This window comes from Ollibium composti (assembly GCF_004801285.1).
Classification (GTDB): domain Bacteria; phylum Pseudomonadota; class Alphaproteobacteria; order Rhizobiales; family Rhizobiaceae; genus Mesorhizobium; species Mesorhizobium composti.
Genome location: NZ_SSNY01000015.1, coordinates 42,072 through 62,257 on the forward strand (window position 1 = coordinate 42,072; position 20,186 = coordinate 62,257).

21 protein-coding genes are annotated in these 20,186 nt (G+C 64.9%); 17 read left to right on the top strand and 4 right to left on the bottom strand.

Annotated features, from left to right (window positions below; all coding sequences use genetic code 11):
• The first annotated feature begins 100 nt into the window (after window positions 1-100).
• Genes E6C48_RS20375 through E6C48_RS20385 form a run of 3 tightly spaced genes read left to right on the top strand, consistent with a single transcriptional unit; the run spans window position 101 to window position 3,400 of the window.
• Window positions 101-922: an IclR family transcriptional regulator gene (locus E6C48_RS20375; protein ID WP_136360023.1), complete on the top strand. Its 822-nt coding sequence runs from the start codon at window positions 101-103 to the stop codon at window positions 920-922.
• A 1-nt stretch (window position 923) separates the two neighbouring features.
• Complete coding sequence (locus E6C48_RS20380) at window positions 924-2,546, top strand: acyl-CoA synthetase (protein WP_136360024.1); 1,623 nt, start codon at window positions 924-926, stop codon at window positions 2,544-2,546.
• Window positions 2,543-3,400, top strand: a complete 858-nt coding sequence (locus tag E6C48_RS20385) for a PCC domain-containing protein (protein WP_136360025.1) — start codon at window positions 2,543-2,545, stop codon at window positions 3,398-3,400. The genes E6C48_RS20380 and E6C48_RS20385 overlap by 4 nt, the downstream gene beginning before the upstream one ends.
• A gap of 7 nt (window positions 3,401-3,407) precedes the next feature.
• Here the strand turns inward: E6C48_RS20385 and E6C48_RS20390 are convergent, their stop codons facing one another.
• From E6C48_RS20390 to E6C48_RS20405, 4 genes are all read right to left on the bottom strand, one after another.
• Window positions 3,408-3,596, bottom strand: coding sequence for a hypothetical protein (locus tag E6C48_RS20390; protein WP_136360026.1), 189 nt, complete (start codon window positions 3,594-3,596; stop codon window positions 3,408-3,410).
• A 66-nt stretch (window positions 3,597-3,662) separates the two neighbouring features.
• Window positions 3,663-4,529: an alpha/beta hydrolase gene (locus E6C48_RS20395; RefSeq protein ID WP_168734602.1), complete on the bottom strand. Its 867-nt coding sequence runs from the start codon at window positions 4,527-4,529 to the stop codon at window positions 3,663-3,665.
• Between the two features lie 38 nt (window positions 4,530-4,567).
• A complete protein-coding gene (locus E6C48_RS20400) occupies window positions 4,568-6,238 on the bottom strand; it encodes an amidohydrolase (RefSeq protein WP_136360028.1) in 1,671 nt (556 codons plus the stop codon).
• An 83-nt stretch (window positions 6,239-6,321) separates the two neighbouring features.
• Window positions 6,322-7,056: a GntR family transcriptional regulator gene (locus E6C48_RS20405; RefSeq protein WP_136360029.1), complete on the bottom strand. Its 735-nt coding sequence runs from the start codon at window positions 7,054-7,056 to the stop codon at window positions 6,322-6,324.
• A gap of 141 nt (window positions 7,057-7,197) precedes the next feature.
• Between E6C48_RS20405 and kynU the strand changes: the two genes are divergently transcribed.
• The 14 genes from kynU (at window position 7,198) to E6C48_RS20470 (ending at window position 20,186) form a co-directional block, all read left to right on the top strand.
• Entirely contained in the window at window positions 7,198-8,460 is a 1,263-nt protein-coding gene (gene kynU / locus E6C48_RS20410; protein ID WP_136360030.1) for a kynureninase, read from the top strand.
• A gap of 78 nt (window positions 8,461-8,538) precedes the next feature.
• The gene (locus tag E6C48_RS20415; RefSeq protein ID WP_136360031.1) at window positions 8,539-9,573 is read left to right on the top strand and encodes an amino acid ABC transporter substrate-binding protein; all 1,035 of its coding nucleotides are present in this window, start codon (window positions 8,539-8,541) and stop codon (window positions 9,571-9,573) included.
• 1 nt (window position 9,574) lies between these two features.
• Window positions 9,575-10,750: an amino acid ABC transporter permease gene (locus E6C48_RS20420; RefSeq protein WP_136360032.1), complete on the top strand. Its 1,176-nt coding sequence runs from the start codon at window positions 9,575-9,577 to the stop codon at window positions 10,748-10,750.
• The gene (locus E6C48_RS20425; protein ID WP_136360033.1) at window positions 10,747-11,790 is read left to right on the top strand and encodes an amino acid ABC transporter permease; all 1,044 of its coding nucleotides are present in this window, start codon (window positions 10,747-10,749) and stop codon (window positions 11,788-11,790) included. Before E6C48_RS20420 ends, E6C48_RS20425 begins: the two co-directional genes overlap by 4 nt.
• Before the next feature lie 254 nt (window positions 11,791-12,044).
• Window positions 12,045-12,506 (top strand): hypothetical protein, encoded by a 462-nt coding sequence (locus E6C48_RS22655; protein ID WP_168734603.1) that lies wholly within the window; start codon window positions 12,045-12,047, stop codon window positions 12,504-12,506.
• Between the two features lie 43 nt (window positions 12,507-12,549).
• The gene (locus tag E6C48_RS20430) at window positions 12,550-13,260 is read left to right on the top strand and encodes a FadR/GntR family transcriptional regulator (protein WP_139954618.1); all 711 of its coding nucleotides are present in this window, start codon (window positions 12,550-12,552) and stop codon (window positions 13,258-13,260) included.
• Window positions 13,257-14,276 carry a zinc-binding alcohol dehydrogenase family protein gene (locus tag E6C48_RS20435; RefSeq protein ID WP_136360035.1) on the top strand — a complete coding sequence of 340 codons (1,020 nt, stop codon included), beginning with the start codon at window positions 13,257-13,259 and terminating at the stop codon, window positions 14,274-14,276. Before E6C48_RS20430 ends, E6C48_RS20435 begins: the two co-directional genes overlap by 4 nt.
• A 3-nt stretch (window positions 14,277-14,279) precedes the next feature.
• Entirely contained in the window at window positions 14,280-15,056 is a 777-nt protein-coding gene (locus E6C48_RS20440) for an SDR family NAD(P)-dependent oxidoreductase (RefSeq protein WP_136360036.1), read from the top strand.
• Between the two features lie 38 nt (window positions 15,057-15,094).
• The gene (locus tag E6C48_RS20445; protein ID WP_136360037.1) at window positions 15,095-16,069 is read left to right on the top strand and encodes a C4-dicarboxylate TRAP transporter substrate-binding protein; all 975 of its coding nucleotides are present in this window, start codon (window positions 15,095-15,097) and stop codon (window positions 16,067-16,069) included.
• 106 nt (window positions 16,070-16,175) lie between these two features.
• Window positions 16,176-16,646: a TRAP transporter small permease gene (locus tag E6C48_RS20450; RefSeq protein WP_136360038.1), complete on the top strand. Its 471-nt coding sequence runs from the start codon at window positions 16,176-16,178 to the stop codon at window positions 16,644-16,646.
• Window positions 16,643-17,917 (top strand): TRAP transporter large permease, encoded by a 1,275-nt coding sequence (locus tag E6C48_RS20455; RefSeq protein WP_136360039.1) that lies wholly within the window; start codon window positions 16,643-16,645, stop codon window positions 17,915-17,917. Before E6C48_RS20450 ends, E6C48_RS20455 begins: the two co-directional genes overlap by 4 nt.
• 12 nt (window positions 17,918-17,929) lie before the next feature.
• Entirely contained in the window at window positions 17,930-18,628 is a 699-nt protein-coding gene (locus tag E6C48_RS20460) for an RraA family protein (RefSeq protein WP_136360040.1), read from the top strand.
• Window positions 18,628-18,978: a UxaA family hydrolase gene (locus E6C48_RS20465; protein WP_230978887.1), complete on the top strand. Its 351-nt coding sequence runs from the start codon at window positions 18,628-18,630 to the stop codon at window positions 18,976-18,978. The genes E6C48_RS20460 and E6C48_RS20465 overlap by 1 nt, the downstream gene beginning before the upstream one ends.
• Window positions 18,975-20,186 (top strand): UxaA family hydrolase, encoded by a 1,212-nt coding sequence (locus E6C48_RS20470; RefSeq protein ID WP_136360041.1) that lies wholly within the window; start codon window positions 18,975-18,977, stop codon window positions 20,184-20,186. The genes E6C48_RS20465 and E6C48_RS20470 overlap by 4 nt, the downstream gene beginning before the upstream one ends.

Consider the following 20,186-nt stretch of genomic DNA (forward strand, 5'->3'; position numbering starts at 1 on the left):
CGCGCGCTTGCGCAGCCTTAGGTGCAATGCAAATATGAATCAGGATAAGGATCGCGTGCCTACATGGTCCATATTATGACCAAACGGAAGTTGCCATAACATGAGCGCTATGCGGGAGGTCACCGGCGCGCAGAGCGTCGACCGCGCGCTCGGCCTGCTGGCTATCGTGCGCCGCAATGCCGAAGCCGGCATCGGCCTCTCCGATATCCTGGCCGAAAGCGGCTTGAACAAGCCGACGGCGCGGCGCCTGCTGCTCGCCCTGATGCGGGCCGGACTGGTGGAGCAGGACGCGAAAAGCCGGCGCTACCATCTCGGCGAGGAGGCCTTCCTGATGGGCGCGCTGGCGGCAACGCGCCATAGCCTGCTCGAATTCACCGGCGAGAGCCTGCGGCATATCTCCGACAAAAGCGAGGATTCTTCGTTCTTCTCCGTGCGCCGTCAGAACCTTTCGGTGTGTCTGCAGCGCGAGGAAGGCCGCTTTCCGATCCGCACTCATGTGCTGCAGGCGGGCGCCCATCACCCGCTCGGCATCGGCGCCGGCTCGATGGCGCTGCTGGCGGACCTGCCCGACGAGGAGATCGACCACATCGTCGCCGAGAACGAGGCCGCCGTCGCCGCCCGCTTTCCGCGCTATACGCCACAGGTCATCCGCGAGCAGGTCGAGGCGACGCGCGCCCGCGGCTGGTCACTCAATCCGGGGCTGGTGCTGCCCAATTCTTGGGCGATCGGCATGGTCGTTCGCTATCCCGACGGCCGCACCGCCGGCGCGCTCAGCCTGTCGGCCATCGACAGTCGTATGGGAGCCGAACGGCAGGAAAATCTCGCCGCGCTTCTGCGCGACGAGACCGGCCGCCTGTCCGTGAAACTGCAACGCATTTTTGCGCGCCGCGACGGCCGCGCGAGGAAACCGACGGAGACGTAGAGTGGGGCAGCAAGCGCCATCCGCAAACGAGGCCCTGCCGCGTTCGACGCGGGTGTCCAACCTGGCACATCTTTTGACGCGGTCGGCGCGCCGGTTCGGCGACGAAATTGCGCTGGCGTGGGGCGAGCAAAGCTGGACATGGCGCGATCTCGACGCGCGCGTCAGCGCCATGGCCGCAGGACTTCGCGACCGTTTCGGCGTGAAGAAGGGCGATCGCATCCTGGTCCAGTCGCAGAACTGCAACCAGATGCTGGAATCGATGTTCGCCTGCTTCCGGCTGGGCGCGGTCTGGGTGCCGACCAATTTCCGCCAGACCCCGGCGGAAGTCGCCTATCTGGCCGAGGCGAGCGGCGCGAAGGGAATGATCTGCCACGCCGCCTTTCCCGATCATGCCGCCGCCTGCGCCGCGCTTGCCGCGCCGCCGGCTTTCATGCTCGCCATCGGCGAGGCCGGGTTCGGCGACAGCTACGAGGCCGTGGTCGCCGAGTATCTGGGCAGGGCGGTTTCCAACGAGGCGGTCGGGCGCGACGATCCCTGCTGGTTCTTCTTCACCTCCGGCACCACCGGGCGGCCGAAGGCGGCGGTGCTGACGCACGGCCAGATGGGCTTTGTCGTTGTCAATCATCTGTGCGACCTGATGCCGGGCACCACGCAACACGACGCCTCGCTGGTCGTCGCCCCGCTCTCGCACGGCGCCGGCGTGCATCTGCTGACCCAGGTGGCGGCCGGCGCCAGGACGGTGCTGACAGCGTCGGAGCGCTTCGACCCGGCTGAAATCTGGTCGCTGGTCGAACACTGGCGCATCACCAACATGTTCACCGTGCCAACCATCCTGAAGCGCCTTGTCGAGCACCCCGCCGTCGAGGGCGCCGACCACGGCTCGCTGCGCTACATCATCTATGCCGGCGCGCCGATGTACCGGGAGGACCAGAAGCGCGCTTTGGCGAAGCTCGGGCCGGTCATCGTGCAGTATTTCGGCCTCGGTGAAGTGACGGGAAACATCACCGTCCTGCCGGCTGCGGAGCACGAGGCCGAGGACAGGCCCGGCATGCGTCTCAACACCTGCGGCTTCGAGCGCACGGCGATGGAAATCTCCATCCAGGACGATGACGGCGCCGAACTTGCGGCCAATGCCAGCGGCGAGATCTGCGTCACCGGTCCGGCCGTCTTCGCCGGCTATTACGACAATCCGGAAGCCAACGCCAAGGCCTTCCGCAACGGCTGGTTCCGCACCGGCGATCTCGGCTATCTCGACGAGCAAGGCTATCTCTACATCACCGGCCGAGCCTCCGATATGTACATTTCCGGCGGCTCCAACATCTATCCGCGCGAGATCGAGGAGAAGATCCTCGCCCATCCGGGGGTCGGCGAGGTGGCGGTGCTCGGCGTGCCGGACCCGGCATGGGGCGAGGCCGGCATCGCCGTGTGCGTGCCGGCGCAAGGCGCGACGGTGGGCGAGGCCGAACTGATCGCCTTCCTCGACGGCAAGCTCGCCCGCTACAAGATGCCGAAGCGCTTCATCTTCATCGAGGAGATGCCGAAATCGGCCTATGGCAAGATCACCAAGAAGCTGGTGCGCGAGGCGCTGGAGGCGCGCGGCCTGCTCGCCGGGACGACGGCATGACCGCCCGTCCGCCCATCGCCCATCCGGGGCCGGTGGCGCAACGGCGGCATGCGCTGGCATGGGCAAGGGCGGTGCCGCTCGATTTCACCCTGGCGCGCGGCGAGGCGGTGGAAACCGGGTTGGCGAAGACGGTCGCCGCCGCCGGCTGCGACAGTGCCTGTGTCGGGATCGACGGCGGCCGCTTCGATCCGTTCCGCTACGTGCTGCCCGCGGCTTCGCCCGATAGCGAACATGCCGCCTGGTATTCCGCGACCATCGCACCTGAAGGTGGCGTCACGGTGGAGCGGGCGACGGCGATCGTCGGCCGCCGCGACGGCGCCGGCTTCGTTCATTGCCATGGGCTTTGGCAGGACGAGAGGGGCTCACCTGCGCTCGGCCATATGCTGCCGTCCGAGAGCTTGCCGGCCGAGGCCGTGCGGGTGCGCGGTGTCGGGCTGCGCGGCGCGGTCTTCGAGTCGCGGCACGATCCGGAGACGAATTTCCGGCTGTTCGCCGCCGGGCCGGCGCAAGGTGGCGAAGCCGGCGGCAGGTCGGCGCTCGCCGTCACCTTGCGGCCGAACCAGGACATTTCACTTGCGCTGGAGGCGATCTGTCGCGACGGGGGCATCCGCCGGGCTACGATCCTTGGTATCGGCAGCCTGAACGGCGCACGCTTCGAGAGCGGCCCGGTGATGGAGTCCTACGCTTCCGAGTTCTTCGTCACCGAGGGGCGACTGGAGGAAACGCCGGCCGGCCCGGTCGTACGGCTCGACATCGCCATCGTCGACATGCGCGGCGCCATCTTCCATGGCCGTCTGGTGCGCGGCGAAAATCCGATCTGCGTGACCGCGGAGTTGGTCGTAGTACCTGAGTGAGCCTTACTCACGCCACGGAATGCGCGCTGGTTCGCCGATCCGGCCGGTTTTTCAGGAACGCGGCGATCGGCTTTTCCAGAATTTCGTGGACGGCCGCGCCGATGGCGACGCCAGCGACGATCGCGGCGACGCAGATGACTGGTCCCGGCAGGGAAAGCACGGAGCCGGCCTTGGCCACCACCGAGATCGCCACCATTCTTAGGATTGCCGGAAGGTGTAGTTTTCACCACTTCGGCTCGATCGCTCGTACACTGCAACCGCGTCAATGCTGCAGCGCCCTCATCGCGATGCAAAAAAGAAGACCTCCACTCTCGCCGAGTGTACGGCTGATCTCGAAATGGTTGTGGCCTTCCGCCAGCACGAGTTCACTTTGTTTGCCGGCCGCGCGCAGCGCGGCGTGAAACGTCGTCGCCTGGCGGCGGTATTCGTCGGTCTCGGCCGAGCCGTAAGCCACCACCATCGGGCAGGCGAGACGCGACAGATGGCGGATCGGACTGAATGCGTCGATCTCTGCGGCGCTCAGTTGCAGGTAAGCGCCCCGCGCGCTCAGCATCGTGCCCTGGAGATCGTAGGCCCCGCTGGCGCACAGGGCGGCGCGTACCGAGCCGGGGATGACATGCTCGGGCGTGTCGGCCGTCAGCGCTGCGGCGACCAGATGCGCGCCGGAAGAATGGCCGACGACGACGACACGGACGCTGTCGAAGCCCAGTTCCGCAGAGTTGCGTAAAAGCCAGCCTATACCGCGCTGCACCTGCCTTACCATGTCCGGCAGTCGAGCGTCGGGAATGCTCGCGAAATCCAGCACGGCGAAGTCGATGCCCGCAGCAACGAACGCCTCGGCGGCGAAGGCGCTGTCCATGCGGTCCAGCATGCGCCATGCGCCGCCATGGACGTAGACGACCAGCGGTGCGCCCGGCCTGCCGGCGGAAAACAGGTCGATGCGCTCGAGCGGCGTCTCGCCATAGGCGAAGCTGCGGCAGGCGAGCCGTTCATGCGCGGCAATGCTGGCGCTGCGATACCAGGCGATGATGGCGTCGGCATTCGGCGCCCAGGCGCTTTGCGTGTAATTGAGGTCCAGCCTCGCCTGATCGTAGTCGAGGAAGACATATTCGGGTTTCGGTCGGCTCATGGCTTCCTCTCTCGGGTGCATCAGCGCCGGATCCTCGCTCACCGCTGGTGGACGACGCGGCCGTCAACGATGGTCAGGTCGGCGGTGATTCCGGCGATCCTGTCGGGCGTGCAGGTCAGCGGGTCGTCCGACAGGACCGCCAGGTCCGCGAGCCGCCCGACCGCGATGCTGCCCTTGTCGTCCTCCTCGAAGGTCAGCGCTGCGCCGCCGCGCGTCGCGCATTCGAGCGCTTCCGCGCGTGTCAGCGCCTGCTCGGGGGCGATTACCGCGCCATGCTTGTCGCGCCGGTTGACCGCGTGTCCGATCGAATGGAACAGGCTGAGCGGGGCATTGTCGCTGCCGAACGAGATGGGTACGCCCGCCTCGCGCAGCGAGCGCAGCGGCACGATCTCGCCGGCGCGCTCGCTGCCGAGTTTTTCGACCAGTTCGCTGCCGCGCTTGTAGATATAGGCGGTCAGATGCGTGGTCACGGCAAGACCGAGATCCGCGACCTGCCTGACCTGGTCCGGTGTCAGGTTGACGATATGGCCGAGCACCCAGCGCTGCCCGGCGATCGGCGCGGTTTCGTTCACCTCGGCGAAGAGATCGAGCATGTTGGGCAGGATGCCGACGGCGCGGATGCCGTTGCGGGCGGCTTCGACCAGGACGGCCTTGAGGGCGTCGCGCGGCAGCGAGGAATCGTAGTGAAAGCCCGCCCAGCCGGTCTGCGGAAAGGCGGCGCTGCGAAGCGTGCGCTCGACGGAATTGTCGATCTCGCCATAGAGGCCTGCCATCCCGAGCCATTTGTCCCCGAGACCGCGGCCGGCCAGCCAATGGCCCCAGGATTTCAGCAGCGCCCGGCAATCGTCGGCGCTGGTGGAAGCCCATGCCGGGCTGAAAACCAGGGACGCCCGCACCGTCTGGCCCCCGGCCATGTTGACCTTCCGGTAAGCGTCGAGCACCTCGGCGGCGATGCCGTGGCCCTCGAACACGCTGGTCGTGCCGGCGCGGTTGTAGGCTCGCATCGAGGCGGCAAGCGCGGTGACGCGGTCGGCCGGCGCGAAATTCGGTGCGCGCCGCATCAGGCTGAGCTCAACGACGGGCATCTTGTTGGCTTCGATGAAGACGCCGGTCGGCTCGCCGTTGCGCGGATCACGGCAGATTTCGATCGACGGTGCAGGCGGAACCGTCGCGGCGTCGATGCCGGCCAGCCGGAGCGCAGCGCTGTTGGCGATCGAAACCAGCGGCAGGTCCGAACGCCAGTAGCCCCATATCGAGCGGATGTAGACGGGATTGTCCGGCGCGGCGCGGTCGAGGTCGTGGCGGTCGGGGAAACGACCCTCGGCGATGCCGGCCAGCACATTCTCGTAACCCGGCGGCTTGCCGATCGGCATGGTGACGATCCATTCGCCGGGCTTCCGGGAACGCGCGATTTCGGCGATACGGCCGACGATGTCCTCGATCGAGCGGCAGTCCGCCAGCGAGGGCAGCAGGTCCTTCAACCCCTCCCGGTCCATGTGGGCGTGGCCGTCGACCAGACCCGGCACCACCGTCCGTCCCGCGAGGTCGATCGTTTCCGTCGCCGCCGTGGCGAGCGCCGAGATGGCCGCCGTCGAGCCAAGGGCGGCGATGCGCGCGCCCGACACGGCCAGCGCCTCGTGGCGGCCGTCGTCGCCGAGGACGTTGCCGTTGACGAGAACGAGCGTCGGATATGCGGATGCGCCGTTCATGATTGTCCGTTTTCCATGGATGTTTCCTGCCGTTGAAATCCGTCGTCGGGGCGGGTCGATTGCCGTGTTGCGCCGGGCAGCGCTTAGCCGTCGCGCGCGCTCGCGCCGTTGAAATCGGCGGCAACGAAGACCTGCCGGGTCAATTCGATATGCGCGCCGAGCAATTCGACCGCGCCGTCGATATCGTGGTTAAGCGCCGCGTTCATCAATTCGGTATGCGGCGCCAGTGCGAGCGCGCTGCACAATGCATGGAAGGCGGCGCTATCGCGCCATTTCTCGCCTCTCGTGGCCGAAAGGCCGGGCGCGATGGCGAGCACGCGGTGATGGCGGCGCAACTGGTCGCGAATCTGGATATAGAAGCGCATCAGCCAGGGCGACTTGCAGGCCGACAAGAGCGCCATGTGGAAGGCTTCGTGCCGCTCCTCCCAATCGGTGATGACCAGGTCTTCCGGCCGTTCGGTTGGCGGTGCGCAGCGCGACAGGCGGAAATGGGCGGCCACGAGTTTGGTTTCCCACGCCTCGTCGCCGTTTGCGATGGATGCGGCCAGCATCGGCAGTTCCACCAGCCGCCGGGCGGCGGTCAGGTCGCCCAATTCCTCCAACGATACCGGCGCGACCGTATAGCCCTTGTTGGCGCTGGACGTGACGAGATGTTCGGCCTCCAGCCGCGACAACGCTTCGCGCAGGGGCGTCCAGCCGATGCCGTAGGCTTCGCGCATGGCACCCAGCTTCAGCGGGACGCCGGGCTTCAGTCGTGTTTCGAGAATCTCCTGCCGCAGCGTTCGGTAGGCGAACTCCGTCTTTGTGATCTCGTCCATTTGGGTCCCTTGCTCTTTCGATTTTATATATAATTCCCCTTGAGAAGCAAGGTTATATATATCTATTGACATCTTCGATATTACATCGAATGATCGATGCAACCAAGCCACCCAGGTGGCCGTGGCCCACGGGGAAGCATCATGACACCGGTAATCACCAACGCCGTAGGCGTTGCCCTGGATATCGCGCGCCGCGACGAATCCGATCCGCTCGCCCGTCTGAAGCAGCGTTTCCATCTTCCGGCCGGCATGGTCTATCTCGCCGGCAATTCGCTCGGACCGACGCCTGTTGCGGCCTTCGCCGACATGGAAGCCGCCATGCGCCGGGAATGGGCAGAAGGTCTCGTGCGCAGCTGGAACGACGCGGGCTGGTTCACACTGGCCGAGAGCCTCGGCGACCGCGTCGGCGCGCTGGCCGGTGCGGCCGCCGGACAGACGATGGTCTGCGATTCGGTGTCGGTGAACGTCTACAAGGCTCTGCAGGCGGGTCGCTCGCTGCGGCCGAAGCGTACCACGATCGTCGCCGAGGGCGGCAGCTTCCCGACCGACCTTTATGTCGCCGAGGGCGTCGTGGCGGGAGCGCCGGGCATGGAGCTGCTGCTCGAGGGCGTCGACGGCGCAAGGATCGAGGACCTCGTCGACGAGCGGACCGCCGTCGTGCTGGTGAACCACGTCGACTATCGGACCGGCGAACTGCGTGACATGGCCGCCATGACGCGCTTCATCCACGACAAGGGCGCGCTTGTCGTCTGGGATCTATGCCACAGCATCGGCGTCGTCCCGGTCGAGCTCGACCGCGCGGGTGCCGACCTGGCGGTGGGCTGCACCTACAAATATCTCAACTGCGGCCCCGGCGCGCCGGCCTTCATCTATGCCGCCGCACGCCATCAGGCGACGTTGCGCCAGCCGCTTTCCGGCTGGTGGGGTCACGCCACGCCCTTCGCCTTCGAGCGCGGCTACCGGCCCGACAACGGCGCCCGCCGCCTGCTTTGCGGCACCCAGCCGATCCTGTCCATGCGTACCCTCGACGCCGGTCTCGCCGCCATCGAGGATGTCGACATGCATACCCTTCGCGCCAAGAGCATTGCCATCACCGACCTGTTCATGACGCTCGTGGAAGACGCCTGCCGGACCCACGGCGCGACGATCGTCACCCCGCGCGATCCGGCCCGGCGCGGCAGCCAGGTGTCGATCGCCTTCGAGCATGGCTATCCGGTGGTCCAGGCGTTGATGGCGCGCGGTGTCGTCGGAGACTTCCGCGCGCCGGACATGATGCGCTTCGGCTTCTCGCCGGCCTATCTCAGCTATGCCGACGTGCATCGGGCTGCGTCCGCGTTCAACGCCGTGCTGGAGGGGGGCGACTGGCGCGACGCGCGCTTTACGGCGCGACGCGCCGTCACCTGACGCCGGCCGCCGGGAGGGCGGCCGCAGCTGTAGGGATCTTTCAATCCGGGTGAAATGAAAGACAAGGGAGGAAATGCGATGAACCATCTGCTCAGAAACGGTCTTGCGGGCGCCATGCTGATGGCGACCTGCGCGGGCTTTGCCATGCCGGCGCAGGCGGGCACCACCATCGACGGCATCCGCCAGCGCGGCGAAACCGCCTGCGGCGTCAGCACCGGCATCGGCGGCTTCTCGATCGCCGACAGTTCGGGCCAGTGGACCGGCCTGACCACCGATTTCTGCCGCGCGGTGTCGACCGCCATCCTGGGCGACGCCGCCAAGGAGAAGTTCGTGCCGCTCAGCCCGCAGCAGCGCTTTACCGCCCTGCAGTCCGGCGAGGTCGACATGCTGACCACCGTCGCCACCTGGACGCTGACGCGCGACGCTTCGCTCGGCCTGCTCTATGCCGGCGTCTATTTCTATGACGGCCAGGGCTTCCTGGTCCCCAAGTCGCTTGATCTCAAGAGCGCGCTCGACCTCGACGGCGCCAGCATCTGCACCGCCACCGGCACCACCAGCGAACTGAACATGGCGGACTATTTCCGCGCCAACGGCAAGACGTTCACGCCGGTGGTGTTCGAATCCCAGCAGGAAGCGCGTGCCGCCTTCTTCAGCGGGCGCTGCCAGGCTTTTTCCGCAGACATGTCCTACCTGTCCTCGGTCCGCGCATCCGACGCGCCCAATCCGGACGACTGGCAGATCCTGCCGGAAATGATCTCCAAGGAGCCGCTCGGGCCGGTCGTCGGCCGCAACGATCTCGACTTCTTCACCGTCGCCAAGTGGACGCTGATGGCGCTGGTGGAGGCCGAGGAAAGGGGCGTCACCTCTGCCAATGTGGACGAGATGAAGGACAGCAAGGACCCCGGCATCCAGCGGCTGCTCGGCTCGTCGGGCGATATGGGCGAGAAGCTCGGCCTCGACGCCGCCTGGGCCTACCGCGTGATCAAGCGGGTCGGCAACTACGGCGAAATCTTCGACCGCAATGTCGGACCCGGGACGCCGTTGCGCATGGAGCGCAACGCCAACGCGCTGTGGACGCATGGCGGGCTGATGTACGCCCTGCCGATACGATGAGATGAAGGCCGCCGCAGTCGAAACGGAGCGGCGTGCGGGAGGCTGGAACGAGCCGGCCTTCCGCGCTCTCGCCATTCAGGTGCTGGTGCTGGCCATCGTCGCCGGCGTCGTCGCCTTCCTTGGCCTCAACCTCGTCGGCAATCTCGAAGCGCGCTCGATCCGCACCGGATTCGGGTTCCTGTGGCAGGCGGCCAGTTTCGAGATCGGCCAGAGCTTCATCCCCTACAGCGCCGATGCCACATTTGGCACAGCGCTGCTGGTCGGCCTGCTCAACACGCTGGTGGTCGCGCTGCTCGGCGTCATCCTGTCGACCGTCGCCGGCACCTTCGTCGGCATCGCCAGCCTGTCGCGCAATCCGCTCGTCGCTCCCCTTGCGACGGGCTATGTCGAATTGGTCCGCAACGTCCCGCTGCTGTTGCAGCTCTATGTCTGGTACGCGGTGCTGACCCAGATGCTGCCGGCCGCTGCCGCGGCGCCGAAACTGCCGTTCGGCGTTTATTTGGCCAAGAGCGGCCTGCATTTCCCGATCCTGCATTCGGGTCTCTGGCTGGTGCTCGCCGCGCTTTTTGTCGGCATGGTCGCCGCCTTCGCCTATGGCCTTTTGGCGCGGCGTCGGGCCGATCGCTTCGGCGGCCCGCCGCCGCTCTGGCCACGAGCCCTGCTGCTTGCCGGGCTGCCGAGCCTCGCGTTCCTGTTCGTCGCCATGACGACGCCCTTCGACGTGCCGCGCCCCACCCGCTTTGGCTTCTCGGGCGGCGGCCAGGTATCTCCCGAACTGACGGCGCTGCTGATCGGCCTGTCGCTCTACAACGCCGCCTTCATCGCCGAGATCCTGCGCGCCGGCATCATGTCGGTCGATCGGGGGCAAGCGGAGGCCGCCGCGGCACTCGGCCTCAAGCGGGGCCAGACCATGCGGCTGGTCGTCATCCCGCAGGCATTGAAGGTCGCGGTGCCTCCGCTCGCCAACCAGTATCTCAATCTCGCCAAGAACACCTCGCTGGCGATTGCCATCGGCTATCCCGACCTGATGTCCATCGGCAATACGATCATCAACCAGACCGGCCAGGCGGTCGAGGTGATCGCCATCATGATGGCCGCGTACCTGGCGATTAGCCTGTCGATCTCCGCCTTCATGAACTGGTACAATGCGCGCGTGGCGCTGGTCGGTACACAATGAACGCCGCCGTTTCCGGATTGCGCTACAGGTTGTTCGGCAGCATCAGCAATTCGCTGCTGACGGTGGCGATGCTTGCCGCCTTCGTCATGCTGCTGCCGCCGCTGTTGCGCTGGGCCTTCTTCGACGCCACGTGGGCGGCCGCCTCTCCGGACGCCTGCCGCGCCAATGGCGGGGCCTGCTGGGCATTCATCCATGAGAAGTACCGGCTGATCCTGTTCGGCCGCTACCCTTATGAGGAGCAATGGCGGCCGCTTCTGGCGCTCGCGCTCGCCGTCGTCCTGGTGTTGGCGAGTTGCTCGCTGCGCTTCGGCTGGCGCATGGTGCTTGGAGGATGGCTGCTCGGCACGGCCATCATCCTCCTGCTGATGCGCGGCGGCACACTCGGCCTGGCGCCGGTGCCGACCGACCTGTGGGGCGGCCTGCCGCTGACGGTCCTGCTCGCCATCGGCGGCATCGTCTGTGCCTTTCCGCTCGCGGTGCTGCTGGCGCTCGGCCGCCGTTCGCGGCTGCCGGTGGTGAAATCGATCTGCGTCGCCACCATCGAGATGGTCCGCGGGGTGCCGCTGGTGAGCGTGCTGTTCATGGCGTCGTTCATGATACCGCTGTTCCTACCCGGCAGGCTGCAAGTCGACGCCCTGCTGCGCGCTCTGGCGGCGATCACGCTGTTCAGCGCCGCCTATCTCGCCGAGGCCATCCGCGGCGGCCTGCAGGCCGTGTCCCCGGGCCAGGAGCAGGCGGCTGCGGCGCTCGGCCTCACCTACTGGCAGACATCGCTGCTGGTGGTGCTGCCACAGGCGCTGCGGCATGCCATTCCGGCGATCGCCAACCTGTTCATCGGCTTGTTCAAGGACACCTCGCTCGTCGGTATCGTGGGGTTGACGGACCTGCTGCTCGCCGCGAAGCAGGCGCTGGCCGACCCGCAATGGCGGACCTTCATCGTCGAGGGTTACGTCTTCGTTGCCCTGATCTATGCGGCGTTCTGCTTTTTCATCTCGCGCTACAGCCGCGCGCTCGAGCGCAGGCTGCGGAATGAGCGGTAGATCAGATAACGATGGAACTCTCGGACGATTGCCGATCGGTCAAGTAGGTCCTTGTGGTGGGTCAAATGCAGTGCGTCTGCATCTCGAAGTTCTGATTGCCCCAGATCAGACGGCTCTTGTCATCACAGGCTATGACGAACCTTCCATAATCTATGTAGCTGCGAAGATGGCGAACCTTGCTATCGTCGCTCATGCGTAGACGTCGATCTGGCTGAGACAGATCGCATGGGGGCGATTTCCTTCCCTCCCTATCCATGATGCTCGCCGCCATCGCCGAGATCGCGCGCGTCATCGAACAGGCAGGCTGGCACCGGTCCTTCTCCGCCAGATTGACCGAGTTGGAAACCAGGCAGGACGGTCTCACCGCACGTCTGCAGGACATGCTTCCAGGCACGCCCAACATTCATCCGAATACAGCGGAGGCCTATCGCCGCAGGATCGAACGGCTGACCGAAGTGCCTTCGCATCCTGACGATGCGCTCCAAGCCACCGACGCCATCCGTTGGATCATCGACTTCCTGATGGTCACTCCCGGCGAAAAGCAGGGTCGCTGCATAATCACCATTCAGGGCGAGCTTGGCACGATCCTCGACTGGGTCGGCCGCAGCGACAAACTCGGCTCCAAATCCGATCGAGGCCTGCCGGCGGCGCGGTCTGATCGGCGGCGGTACGACATTCTCGATTCCCGGTTGCTTACGAAGGTGGTGCTGTGTTAAAAGCCTCCCATTGGTCCTATTGTTGGACCAATGGGAGGTTGACTTGGCCAGAACGAGCGCGGTCCAAAGCGTCGTCTCGACGTTGCGGAGCGAAATTCCGGAAAACTACAAGCCCGGCGACCTGCTCCAGAACGAGCGGGATATCGCCGAGCGGCTGGATGTGAGCCGCAATACGGTCCGCGAAGCTCTTATCCACCTGGAAGCGTTTGGCATAATCGAGAAGACGCAGCGAGGCCCGCGCGTCTGTGCGCCCAATATCGGCGCCGTCTTCCATGTCATGGACCAGTATTTCGACCGCAGTCCGAAGACCTGTCAGGATCTTCTCGATTTTCGTCGCATCATCGATCTCGGCCTGCTTCCGCAGGCGCTGGAGAACGCGACGGAAGATGACCTGGCCCTGCTGGAGAAACATGTTTCGCGCATGGAGCGGGCGCTCACGGCACGTGAGGCGGCCGAGGCCGACTATGCCTTCCACAACGAGATCGTCCGCGTTGCCGACAACCGCGTGGCGATGACGCTGTACACGGTGCTGACCCACACGCTCATCTTCTACATGGAGATCGGCAAGAACAGCCGCGAGAACAGCGAGCGCACGATAGAAGACCACCGCGCCATCGTCGCGGCACTCCGTTCGCGGAATCTTCCGGACGCGCTTCGCGCCCTTTCCAATCACTACGAATACAGCGAGCAGGCCGTGCGGGCGGTTCTGACCCGCAGCGCGACGGCGGCCGAAACGCGGGATATGGCATCATGATCAGGGCATTGCGGATCGAAAAGGAAAAGGTCGCCCGCTTCCACGAAGTGCCGCTCGACGCACCAGCAGAGGGCGAGGTACGGATATCCGTGCATCATGTCGGCCTTTGCGGCAGCGACCTGAACACCTTCAGGGGATTGAACCCGCTTGTCGGTTTGCCGCGCATTCCGGGCCACGAGATCGGCGGGGAGATCGTATCGGCGGGGCGGGGCGTCGACCCGGCCTATGCCGTCGGAAGGCGCGTCATCGTCATGCCGTATACCAGTTGCGGCCGGTGTACGTCATGTCGCAAGGGCAGGGTCAACGCCTGCCGCTACAACAAGACACTGGGTGTCCAGCAGGACGGCGGTCTGGCCGAGGAGGTCAACCTTCCGGCCGAAAAGCTGATCCTCAACGAAACCCTGGCGCCTCGCCACCTGGCATTGGTGGAGCCGCTTTCGGTCGGTTTCCATGCGGTCGGCCGCGGACGTGTCACGGCACACGATACGGTGGCCGTGATTGGCTGCGGCATGATCGGCATGGGCGTGCTGATCGGTGCCGTTGCACGCGGAGCGCGCGTGATCGCCATCGATCCGAGCGAGGAAAAGCGCCGTCTGGCCGTCAAGTTCGGCGCAGCCCACGCGTTGCCGGCGGGCGGGGACGAAGTTGTCGCCGAAATCAACCGGCTGACGCATGACGACGGCGTCGACGTTGCCTTCGAGGCGGTCGGCCTGCCTGCGACCTTCACCCAGGCGGTCGATCTGGCCGGCTTTTCGGGCCGCGTCGTCTATGTCGGCTACTCCAAGGCGCCGGTCACGTACCAGACCCAGTTCTTCAATCTGAAGGAACTCGACATCCTGGGCTCGCGCAATGCCACGCTCAACGATTTCCATGCCGTGATTGCGCATCTGGAGACGATCGGCGCGGCGGCCGACGACCTCATTTCGAAAGTCTTTCCCTTCGACCAAGCCGAAGCGGCGCTGCCCTATTGGGACGGCGATCGCGATGTCCTCAAGATCCTTGTCGAGCGTATCTGACACATGACTGAACCGACCCCACTCGAAAAGGCGTTCGGCCTCTCCGGAAAACACGCGCTGGTCACCGGCGGCGGCGGCGGATTGGGACTTGCCATCGCCAAGGCGCTTGCAGCCGCCGGAGCGCGCGTCACCGTCGCCGGCCGCCGCGCCGATGTGCTGGAGGCCGCGAAAGCCGAGATCGGCGGCGACGTTGCCTCCAGAACGATGGACCTTAGCGACTTGGCGTCGCTGAAGGATGCCGCGGCCGATATCGAGGCGAGCCGGGGGGCGGTCGATATTCTGGTCAACAACGCCGGCAACACCGTCAAGAAGCCGTTCGAGGAACAGACGGCGGAAGACTTTGACAGGGTGTTCGACGTCCATGTGCGCGGAGCGCTCGAACTGACCCGCTGCATCGTTCCGGGCCAGGCGGCGCGCGGCGGCGGATCGGTGATCTTCCTCGCCTCGATGACATCCTTCATCGGCCAGCCCTTTGTCATGGGCTACACGACCGCGAAATCGGCGCTGCTTGGCGCCGTGCGCGGGCTCTCCGCGGAATATGCCAGCCGCGGCGTGCGCGTGAACGGCATCGCGCCGGGCTGGATCGACACAGCGCTGTTCCGTGCCGCCACCTCGAACGACGCCGCCCGGCTGAACAAGATCCTCGGCCGCATCCAGATGGGACGCGTGGGACAGCCTGAGGATATCGGCTGGGCCGCGGTGTTCCTTGCCTCGCCGGCCGCCGGCTACGTCACCGGCCAGACGCTCGTCGTCGACGGCGGAGCCCTGGTCGGCTTCTGAAACCAACCACAACCGTCCAACACAGGGAGGACCCGCAAATGAACATTTTCAACAGATGCCTGCTTGCGGCGGGACTGCTGCTTGCCGGCAGCGCCGCCGGTTTCGCCGACCCGCTATCCATCAAGGTCGCCTATGAGAACAATCCGGGCGAACCTGTCGATCAGGTCATGCACTACTGGAAGGACGAATTGGAGAAGAAGAGCAACGGCGAGATCACGCTGGAGCTTTTCCCCAGTTCCCAGCTCGGCTCCAAGAAGGACGTCACCGAGCAGGCCATGATGGGCCTCAACGTCATCACCATCACCGATGTCGGCTTCCTGGCCGACTATGATCCGGACCTCGGCGTGCTGTTCGGGCCGTATCTCGCCGACGATCCGTCGAAGCTGTTCAAGATCTATGACGGCGAATGGTTCAAGAAGAAGTCGGACGAACTGAAGGAGAAGGGCATCCACATCGTGATGCGCAACTACCTCTACGGCGTCCGGCAGTTGATCACCAAGAAGCCGGTCCGCACCCCGGACGACCTGAAGGGCATGAAGATCCGCGTGCCGAACAACAACATGCAGATCAAGATCTTCGAGGCGATGGGTGCCACTCCGACGCCGATGCCGCTGGGTGAGACGTTCCCGGCGCTGACGCAGGGCGTCATCGACGGCGTCGAGAATCCGATCGCCGTTCTCTATGGCCAAAAGTTCCACGAGGAAGCCAAATATCTGAGCAAGATCGGCTATCTGACGAACACGGCCATGTTCGTCGGCGGTGAGGCTTTCTTCAGCAAGATCCCCGCCGACCAGCTCAAGCTGATCGAAGATACGGCTTACGACGCAGGGCTCTACAGCCAGAAGCTGACCACCGATCTCGACAACCAGATGATCGGGAAAATGAAGGAGGCGGGCGTCGAAGTCATCGATGTCGATACAGCGCCCTTCAAGGCCCTGACCGAGAAGGTCTACACCGAATTTCCGGAATGGACGCCGGGTCTCTACGACCAGATCAAGGCCGAGCTGAACTGAAACCGCTCCCAGGCGAAAGGGGCGGCCGGATACGGCCGTCCCCGATCGTCGCGAGCCGGCGCCCTGCGTTTGCAGGGATGGCCGCAGTGATACCAGGAGCATCGTCATGGAATCCATAGCGCGCCTCGCGCATCGGCTCGCAGCCATACCGCTGCTGATCCTCCTCGTCGTGTTCAACGTCGCGGTGGTGATGCGGTATTTCCTCGGCCGGCCGCTGCAGTCCACGGAAGAAATCTCCGGCCTGCTCATGATCTGGATCATCATGCTGGGCGCCATCGCCGCCGAACAGGACGACCAGCACCTGCATATCCCGCTGCTGCTGGAGATGTGCTCCGCCAAGGTCGCAGCCGCCATCAATCTGGCGATGTCGCTGCTGTCGGCAGCCTTCCTTCTCTATGTCTCTTATGTCGGCCTGCTTTTGGCGATGAATGTCCACTTCAAGGTGACCGGCATTCTGAGAATCTCCTACTTCTGGATCGACATCGCCGTGCCGGTCGGTTTCGTCGTCATCGCCATCTATATGGCCCAGCACGCCATTCGCAGTGCGCGTGCAGCGTTTTCGGGGCACGCGCAATGAACCTGTCCATCGTCATCCTCATCATGCTTGCCCTCTTCGCGCTGAATCTGCGCCTCTACGTGGGCATCCTCATGGCGGTTTTCGCCTACTTCATCTTCATCAACCAGATTCCGATCCAGATTGCCGTCCAGCGCTTCATCGGGCCGGCCCAGAACAGCTCCCTGCTGGCGATCCCCTTCTTCATCATGCTGGGCACGGTCATGTCGCATACGGGGATCGCGGAGCGCATGATCAAGGTCGCAGACCTCTTCGTCGGACGCCTGCGCGGCGGCATGGCGCTCACCAATATCCTGGTGTCCACCCTCATGGGCGGCGTCAGCGCGTCCAATCTCGCCGACAGCGCCATGCTCACGCGCATGATGGTTCCGGAAATGGAAAAGCGCGGCTACGACCGGGCCTTTTCCTGTGCCGTGACGGCAGCGGGGTCGCTGATCACGCCCATTATCCCGCCCGGCATCGCCCTCATCATCTACGGCCTGATTGCCGACGTCTCGATCGGCAAGATGTTCATGGCCGGCATCATCCCCGGCATCGTCGGCGCCGCCATCTTGATGTTCGCCGCCTATACGACCTCCGTGCGGCGCGGCTACAAGGCAAGTCGCACGCATCGTCTCACGGGCAAGGAACTCGTCGATACGCTGGCTTCCGCCTGGCCCGCCGTCGTCCTCATCCTGGCGATCCTCGGCGGCATCAGGGCCAACATCTTCACGCCTACCGAGGCGGGTGCCGTCGCGGTGACGCTGGTTCTCGTCATCGGCTTCGTCATCTACCGCGAAATGCGTGTCAGCCATGTCGTCGACGCTCTTATCGAGACCACCAAGTCGACGGCGTCGGTGCTGCTCGTCATCATGGCGTCCTCGGCGCTCGCCTGGGTGTTCTCCATGGAGCAGGCCGGCCAGTCGCTGGCCCAGCTGATCTCGTCGCTGACGTCCAATCCTTATGTTTTCCTTCTCCTGCTGAACATCGTGCTGCTGTTTCTCGGGATGCTGATCGAAGGCACCGCACTGATGATCGTGCTGGTGCCGCTCCTCCTGCCGACCGTGAAGGCGCTCGGTATCGACCCCATCCATTTCGGCATCGTGATCATCGTCAACCTGTCCATCGGCACGCTGACGCCGCCGGTCGGCACGGTCATGCTGATGGTCTGCAACATCGCCAAGGTGAAGGTGAGCGATTTCACGCGCCAGGCCTTCAGCATGTATGCGGGCCTGTTCGCCTTCCTGCTGCTGGTCACCTACGTGCCGATCCTTTCCACCCTTCTGTCCCGTTAGAGGAAAGCGCCTATGTCCGAGCAATTCCAGAAATCCGACAAGACCGTCTTCCAGGTCCTCAAGGACGAGCTGTTCACCGCCGTCGTCGGCGACGTTCTCGACGTGATGGGTTATCAGCACCAGTTCCTGCCGGCCGGCATCGCGCCGCTGCGTTCCGACATGAAGATCGTCGGTCGCGCAATGACCGTGCTGGAGGCGGACGTCTTCTCCGAGGGATCGCCATCGTCGGTCGGGCCTCTGGCCAACAAGCCGTTCGGCTTGATGATGGAGGCGCTCGACGACTTGCGCGAGGATGAGGTCTACATCGCCACCGGCGCGTCGCTGCGCTACGCGCTTTGGGGCGGCCTGATGTCGACGCGCGCCCAGCATCTGAAAGCGGCCGGAGCCATCGTGGACGGCTACCTGCGCGACAGCTGGGAAATCGAGAATCTCGGCTTCAACGTGTTCTCGCGCGGCATCTATGCGCAGGACCAGGGTCCCCGCGGCAAGGTGATCGATTATCGCTGCCCGATCCGGATCGGCGACGTGACGATCGTCCCGGGCGACCTGGTCTTCGCCGACCGTGAAGGTGTGCTCATCATCCCGAAGGCGGCCGAAGCCGAAGCGATCCAGCGCGCGCTCGACAAGGTGCGTACGGAAAACAAGGTGGCGGTCGCCATCCGCGAGGGCATGAGCGCGTGCGAGGCGTTTTCCACCTTCGGCGTGATGTGATGCCCACCGCTGACGCAGTCTCGCCCGGCATGCCACCCGATCGCTATGACGAGCGGCTGCTGCTGCTGGCCGACAGCGACAACGTGCTGGTGGCGAAGCGGCCGATCGGCGACGGCGAGGAGATCGTCGTTGCCGGTCGGCTCGTGCGCATCGGCAAATCCGTCCTGCTCGGCCACAAGGTCGCCCGCCGCGCCATTGCGCCGGGCGAGAAGATCATGAAGTACGGCGTGCCGATCGGCTCGGCCACGAGCCGCATCGACGCCGGCGAGCATGTGCATGTCCACAACATGCAGAGCGACTATACCAAGACCCATGTCATCGAGGCATCGGACGAGGAGAAGGCGAAATGAGCAACGAGGCCGAACTGCGCGGGTATCTGAGGTCCGATGGCCGCAAGGGGATCCGGAACGTGGTGGTCGTCGCCTACCTGGTCGAATGCGCGCATCATGTCGGCCGCGAGATCATCGCCAATTTCAGGGGCGGTGACGTTCATCTCATCGGTTTTCCCGGTTGTTTCCCCAATGAATACGCGCAGAAGATGATGGAGCGCCTCTGCACGCATCCCAATGTGGGCGCTGTGCTGTTGCTTTCCCTCGGCTGCGAAAGCTTCAACAAGTTCTCGCTGTCCCGGATCGTCGCCGAAAGCGGCCGCCCGGTGCAGACACTGACAATCCAGAACAATGGCGGGACGCTGTCGACGATCGAGGATGGCACCCACTGGGTGAGCGAGCAGCTCGACGCGCTGGCCGGCGCCGAGACGGTTCCGATGCGCCTCGACGAACTGATGATTGGCACCGTATGCGGCGGCTCGGACGGCACCAGCGGCCTGACCGGGAATCCAGCCGTGGGTCGCGCCTTCGACCGTCTGGTGGATGCAGGCGCCACCTGCATCTTCGAGGAGACGGGCGAGTTGATCGGTTGCGAGGAGATCATGGCCGCGCGGGCCTTGACGCCGGAACTCGGCGACGAGTTGCGCGCCGCGGTCGACAAGGCCGCGCGCTACTATGCGACGCTCGGCTACGGCAGCTTCGCGCCGGGCAATGCCGATGGCGGGCTCTCCACCATCGAGGAGAAGTCGATGGGGGCCTACGCCAAATCCGGCTCTTCAAAAATCTCAGGCATCATCAAACCCGGCGATATTCCGCCCGCCGGAGGTCTGTTCCTGATGGATGTCGTTCCCGATGGCGAAGTTCGCTTCGGCTTCCCGAACATTTCCGACAATGCCGAGATCGTGGAGATGATCGCTTCCGGCTGCCACATGACCCTGTTCGTGACGGGTCGCGGTTCGGTGTCCGGATCGGCCATTTCGCCGGTCGTCAAGGTCTGCGCCAATCCCGATACCTACCGCAAGCTGGCCGGCGACATGGACGTGGATGCCGGACGCATCCTGGAAGACCGTGCCACGCTGGAAGACGTCGGCTCCGAGATCGTCGATTTGATCAAGGATGTCGCGCGCGGCAAGCTGACGAAGTCGGAGCATCTTGGCCACCGTGAGTTCATCCTCACCTATAAGAGCTTCGAGCCCATCGGCCCCGCCTGCCTGCCGTCCGCCGCCTGA

Excerpts from the sequence above, each read along its gene's own strand:
- E6C48_RS20375 (WP_136360023.1), top strand. The coding sequence starts at position 101 with ATGAGCGCTATGCGGGAGGTCACCGGCGCGCAGAGCGTCGACCGCGCG.
- E6C48_RS20385 (WP_136360025.1), top strand. The coding sequence starts at position 2,543 with ATGACCGCCCGTCCGCCCATCGCCCATCCGGGGCCGGTGGCGCAACGG.
- E6C48_RS20390 (WP_136360026.1), bottom strand. The coding sequence starts at position 3,596 with ATGGTGGCGATCTCGGTGGTGGCCAAGGCCGGCTCCGTGCTTTCCCTG.
- E6C48_RS20395 (WP_168734602.1), bottom strand. The coding sequence starts at position 4,529 with ATGAGCCGACCGAAACCCGAATATGTCTTCCTCGACTACGATCAGGCG.
- E6C48_RS20400 (WP_136360028.1), bottom strand. The coding sequence starts at position 6,238 with ATGAACGGCGCATCCGCATATCCGACGCTCGTTCTCGTCAACGGCAAC.
- E6C48_RS20405 (WP_136360029.1), bottom strand. The coding sequence starts at position 7,056 with ATGGACGAGATCACAAAGACGGAGTTCGCCTACCGAACGCTGCGGCAG.
- kynU (WP_136360030.1), top strand. The coding sequence starts at position 7,198 with ATGACACCGGTAATCACCAACGCCGTAGGCGTTGCCCTGGATATCGCG.
- E6C48_RS20415 (WP_136360031.1), top strand. The coding sequence starts at position 8,539 with ATGAACCATCTGCTCAGAAACGGTCTTGCGGGCGCCATGCTGATGGCG.
- E6C48_RS20420 (WP_136360032.1), top strand. The coding sequence starts at position 9,575 with ATGAAGGCCGCCGCAGTCGAAACGGAGCGGCGTGCGGGAGGCTGGAAC.
- E6C48_RS20425 (WP_136360033.1), top strand. The coding sequence starts at position 10,747 with ATGAACGCCGCCGTTTCCGGATTGCGCTACAGGTTGTTCGGCAGCATC.
- E6C48_RS22655 (WP_168734603.1), top strand. The coding sequence starts at position 12,045 with ATGATGCTCGCCGCCATCGCCGAGATCGCGCGCGTCATCGAACAGGCA.
- E6C48_RS20435 (WP_136360035.1), top strand. The coding sequence starts at position 13,257 with ATGATCAGGGCATTGCGGATCGAAAAGGAAAAGGTCGCCCGCTTCCAC.
- E6C48_RS20440 (WP_136360036.1), top strand. The coding sequence starts at position 14,280 with ATGACTGAACCGACCCCACTCGAAAAGGCGTTCGGCCTCTCCGGAAAA.
- E6C48_RS20445 (WP_136360037.1), top strand. The coding sequence starts at position 15,095 with ATGAACATTTTCAACAGATGCCTGCTTGCGGCGGGACTGCTGCTTGCC.
- E6C48_RS20450 (WP_136360038.1), top strand. The coding sequence starts at position 16,176 with ATGGAATCCATAGCGCGCCTCGCGCATCGGCTCGCAGCCATACCGCTG.
- E6C48_RS20455 (WP_136360039.1), top strand. The coding sequence starts at position 16,643 with ATGAACCTGTCCATCGTCATCCTCATCATGCTTGCCCTCTTCGCGCTG.
- E6C48_RS20460 (WP_136360040.1), top strand. The coding sequence starts at position 17,930 with ATGTCCGAGCAATTCCAGAAATCCGACAAGACCGTCTTCCAGGTCCTC.
- E6C48_RS20465 (WP_230978887.1), top strand. The coding sequence starts at position 18,628 with ATGCCCACCGCTGACGCAGTCTCGCCCGGCATGCCACCCGATCGCTAT.
- E6C48_RS20470 (WP_136360041.1), top strand. The coding sequence starts at position 18,975 with ATGAGCAACGAGGCCGAACTGCGCGGGTATCTGAGGTCCGATGGCCGC.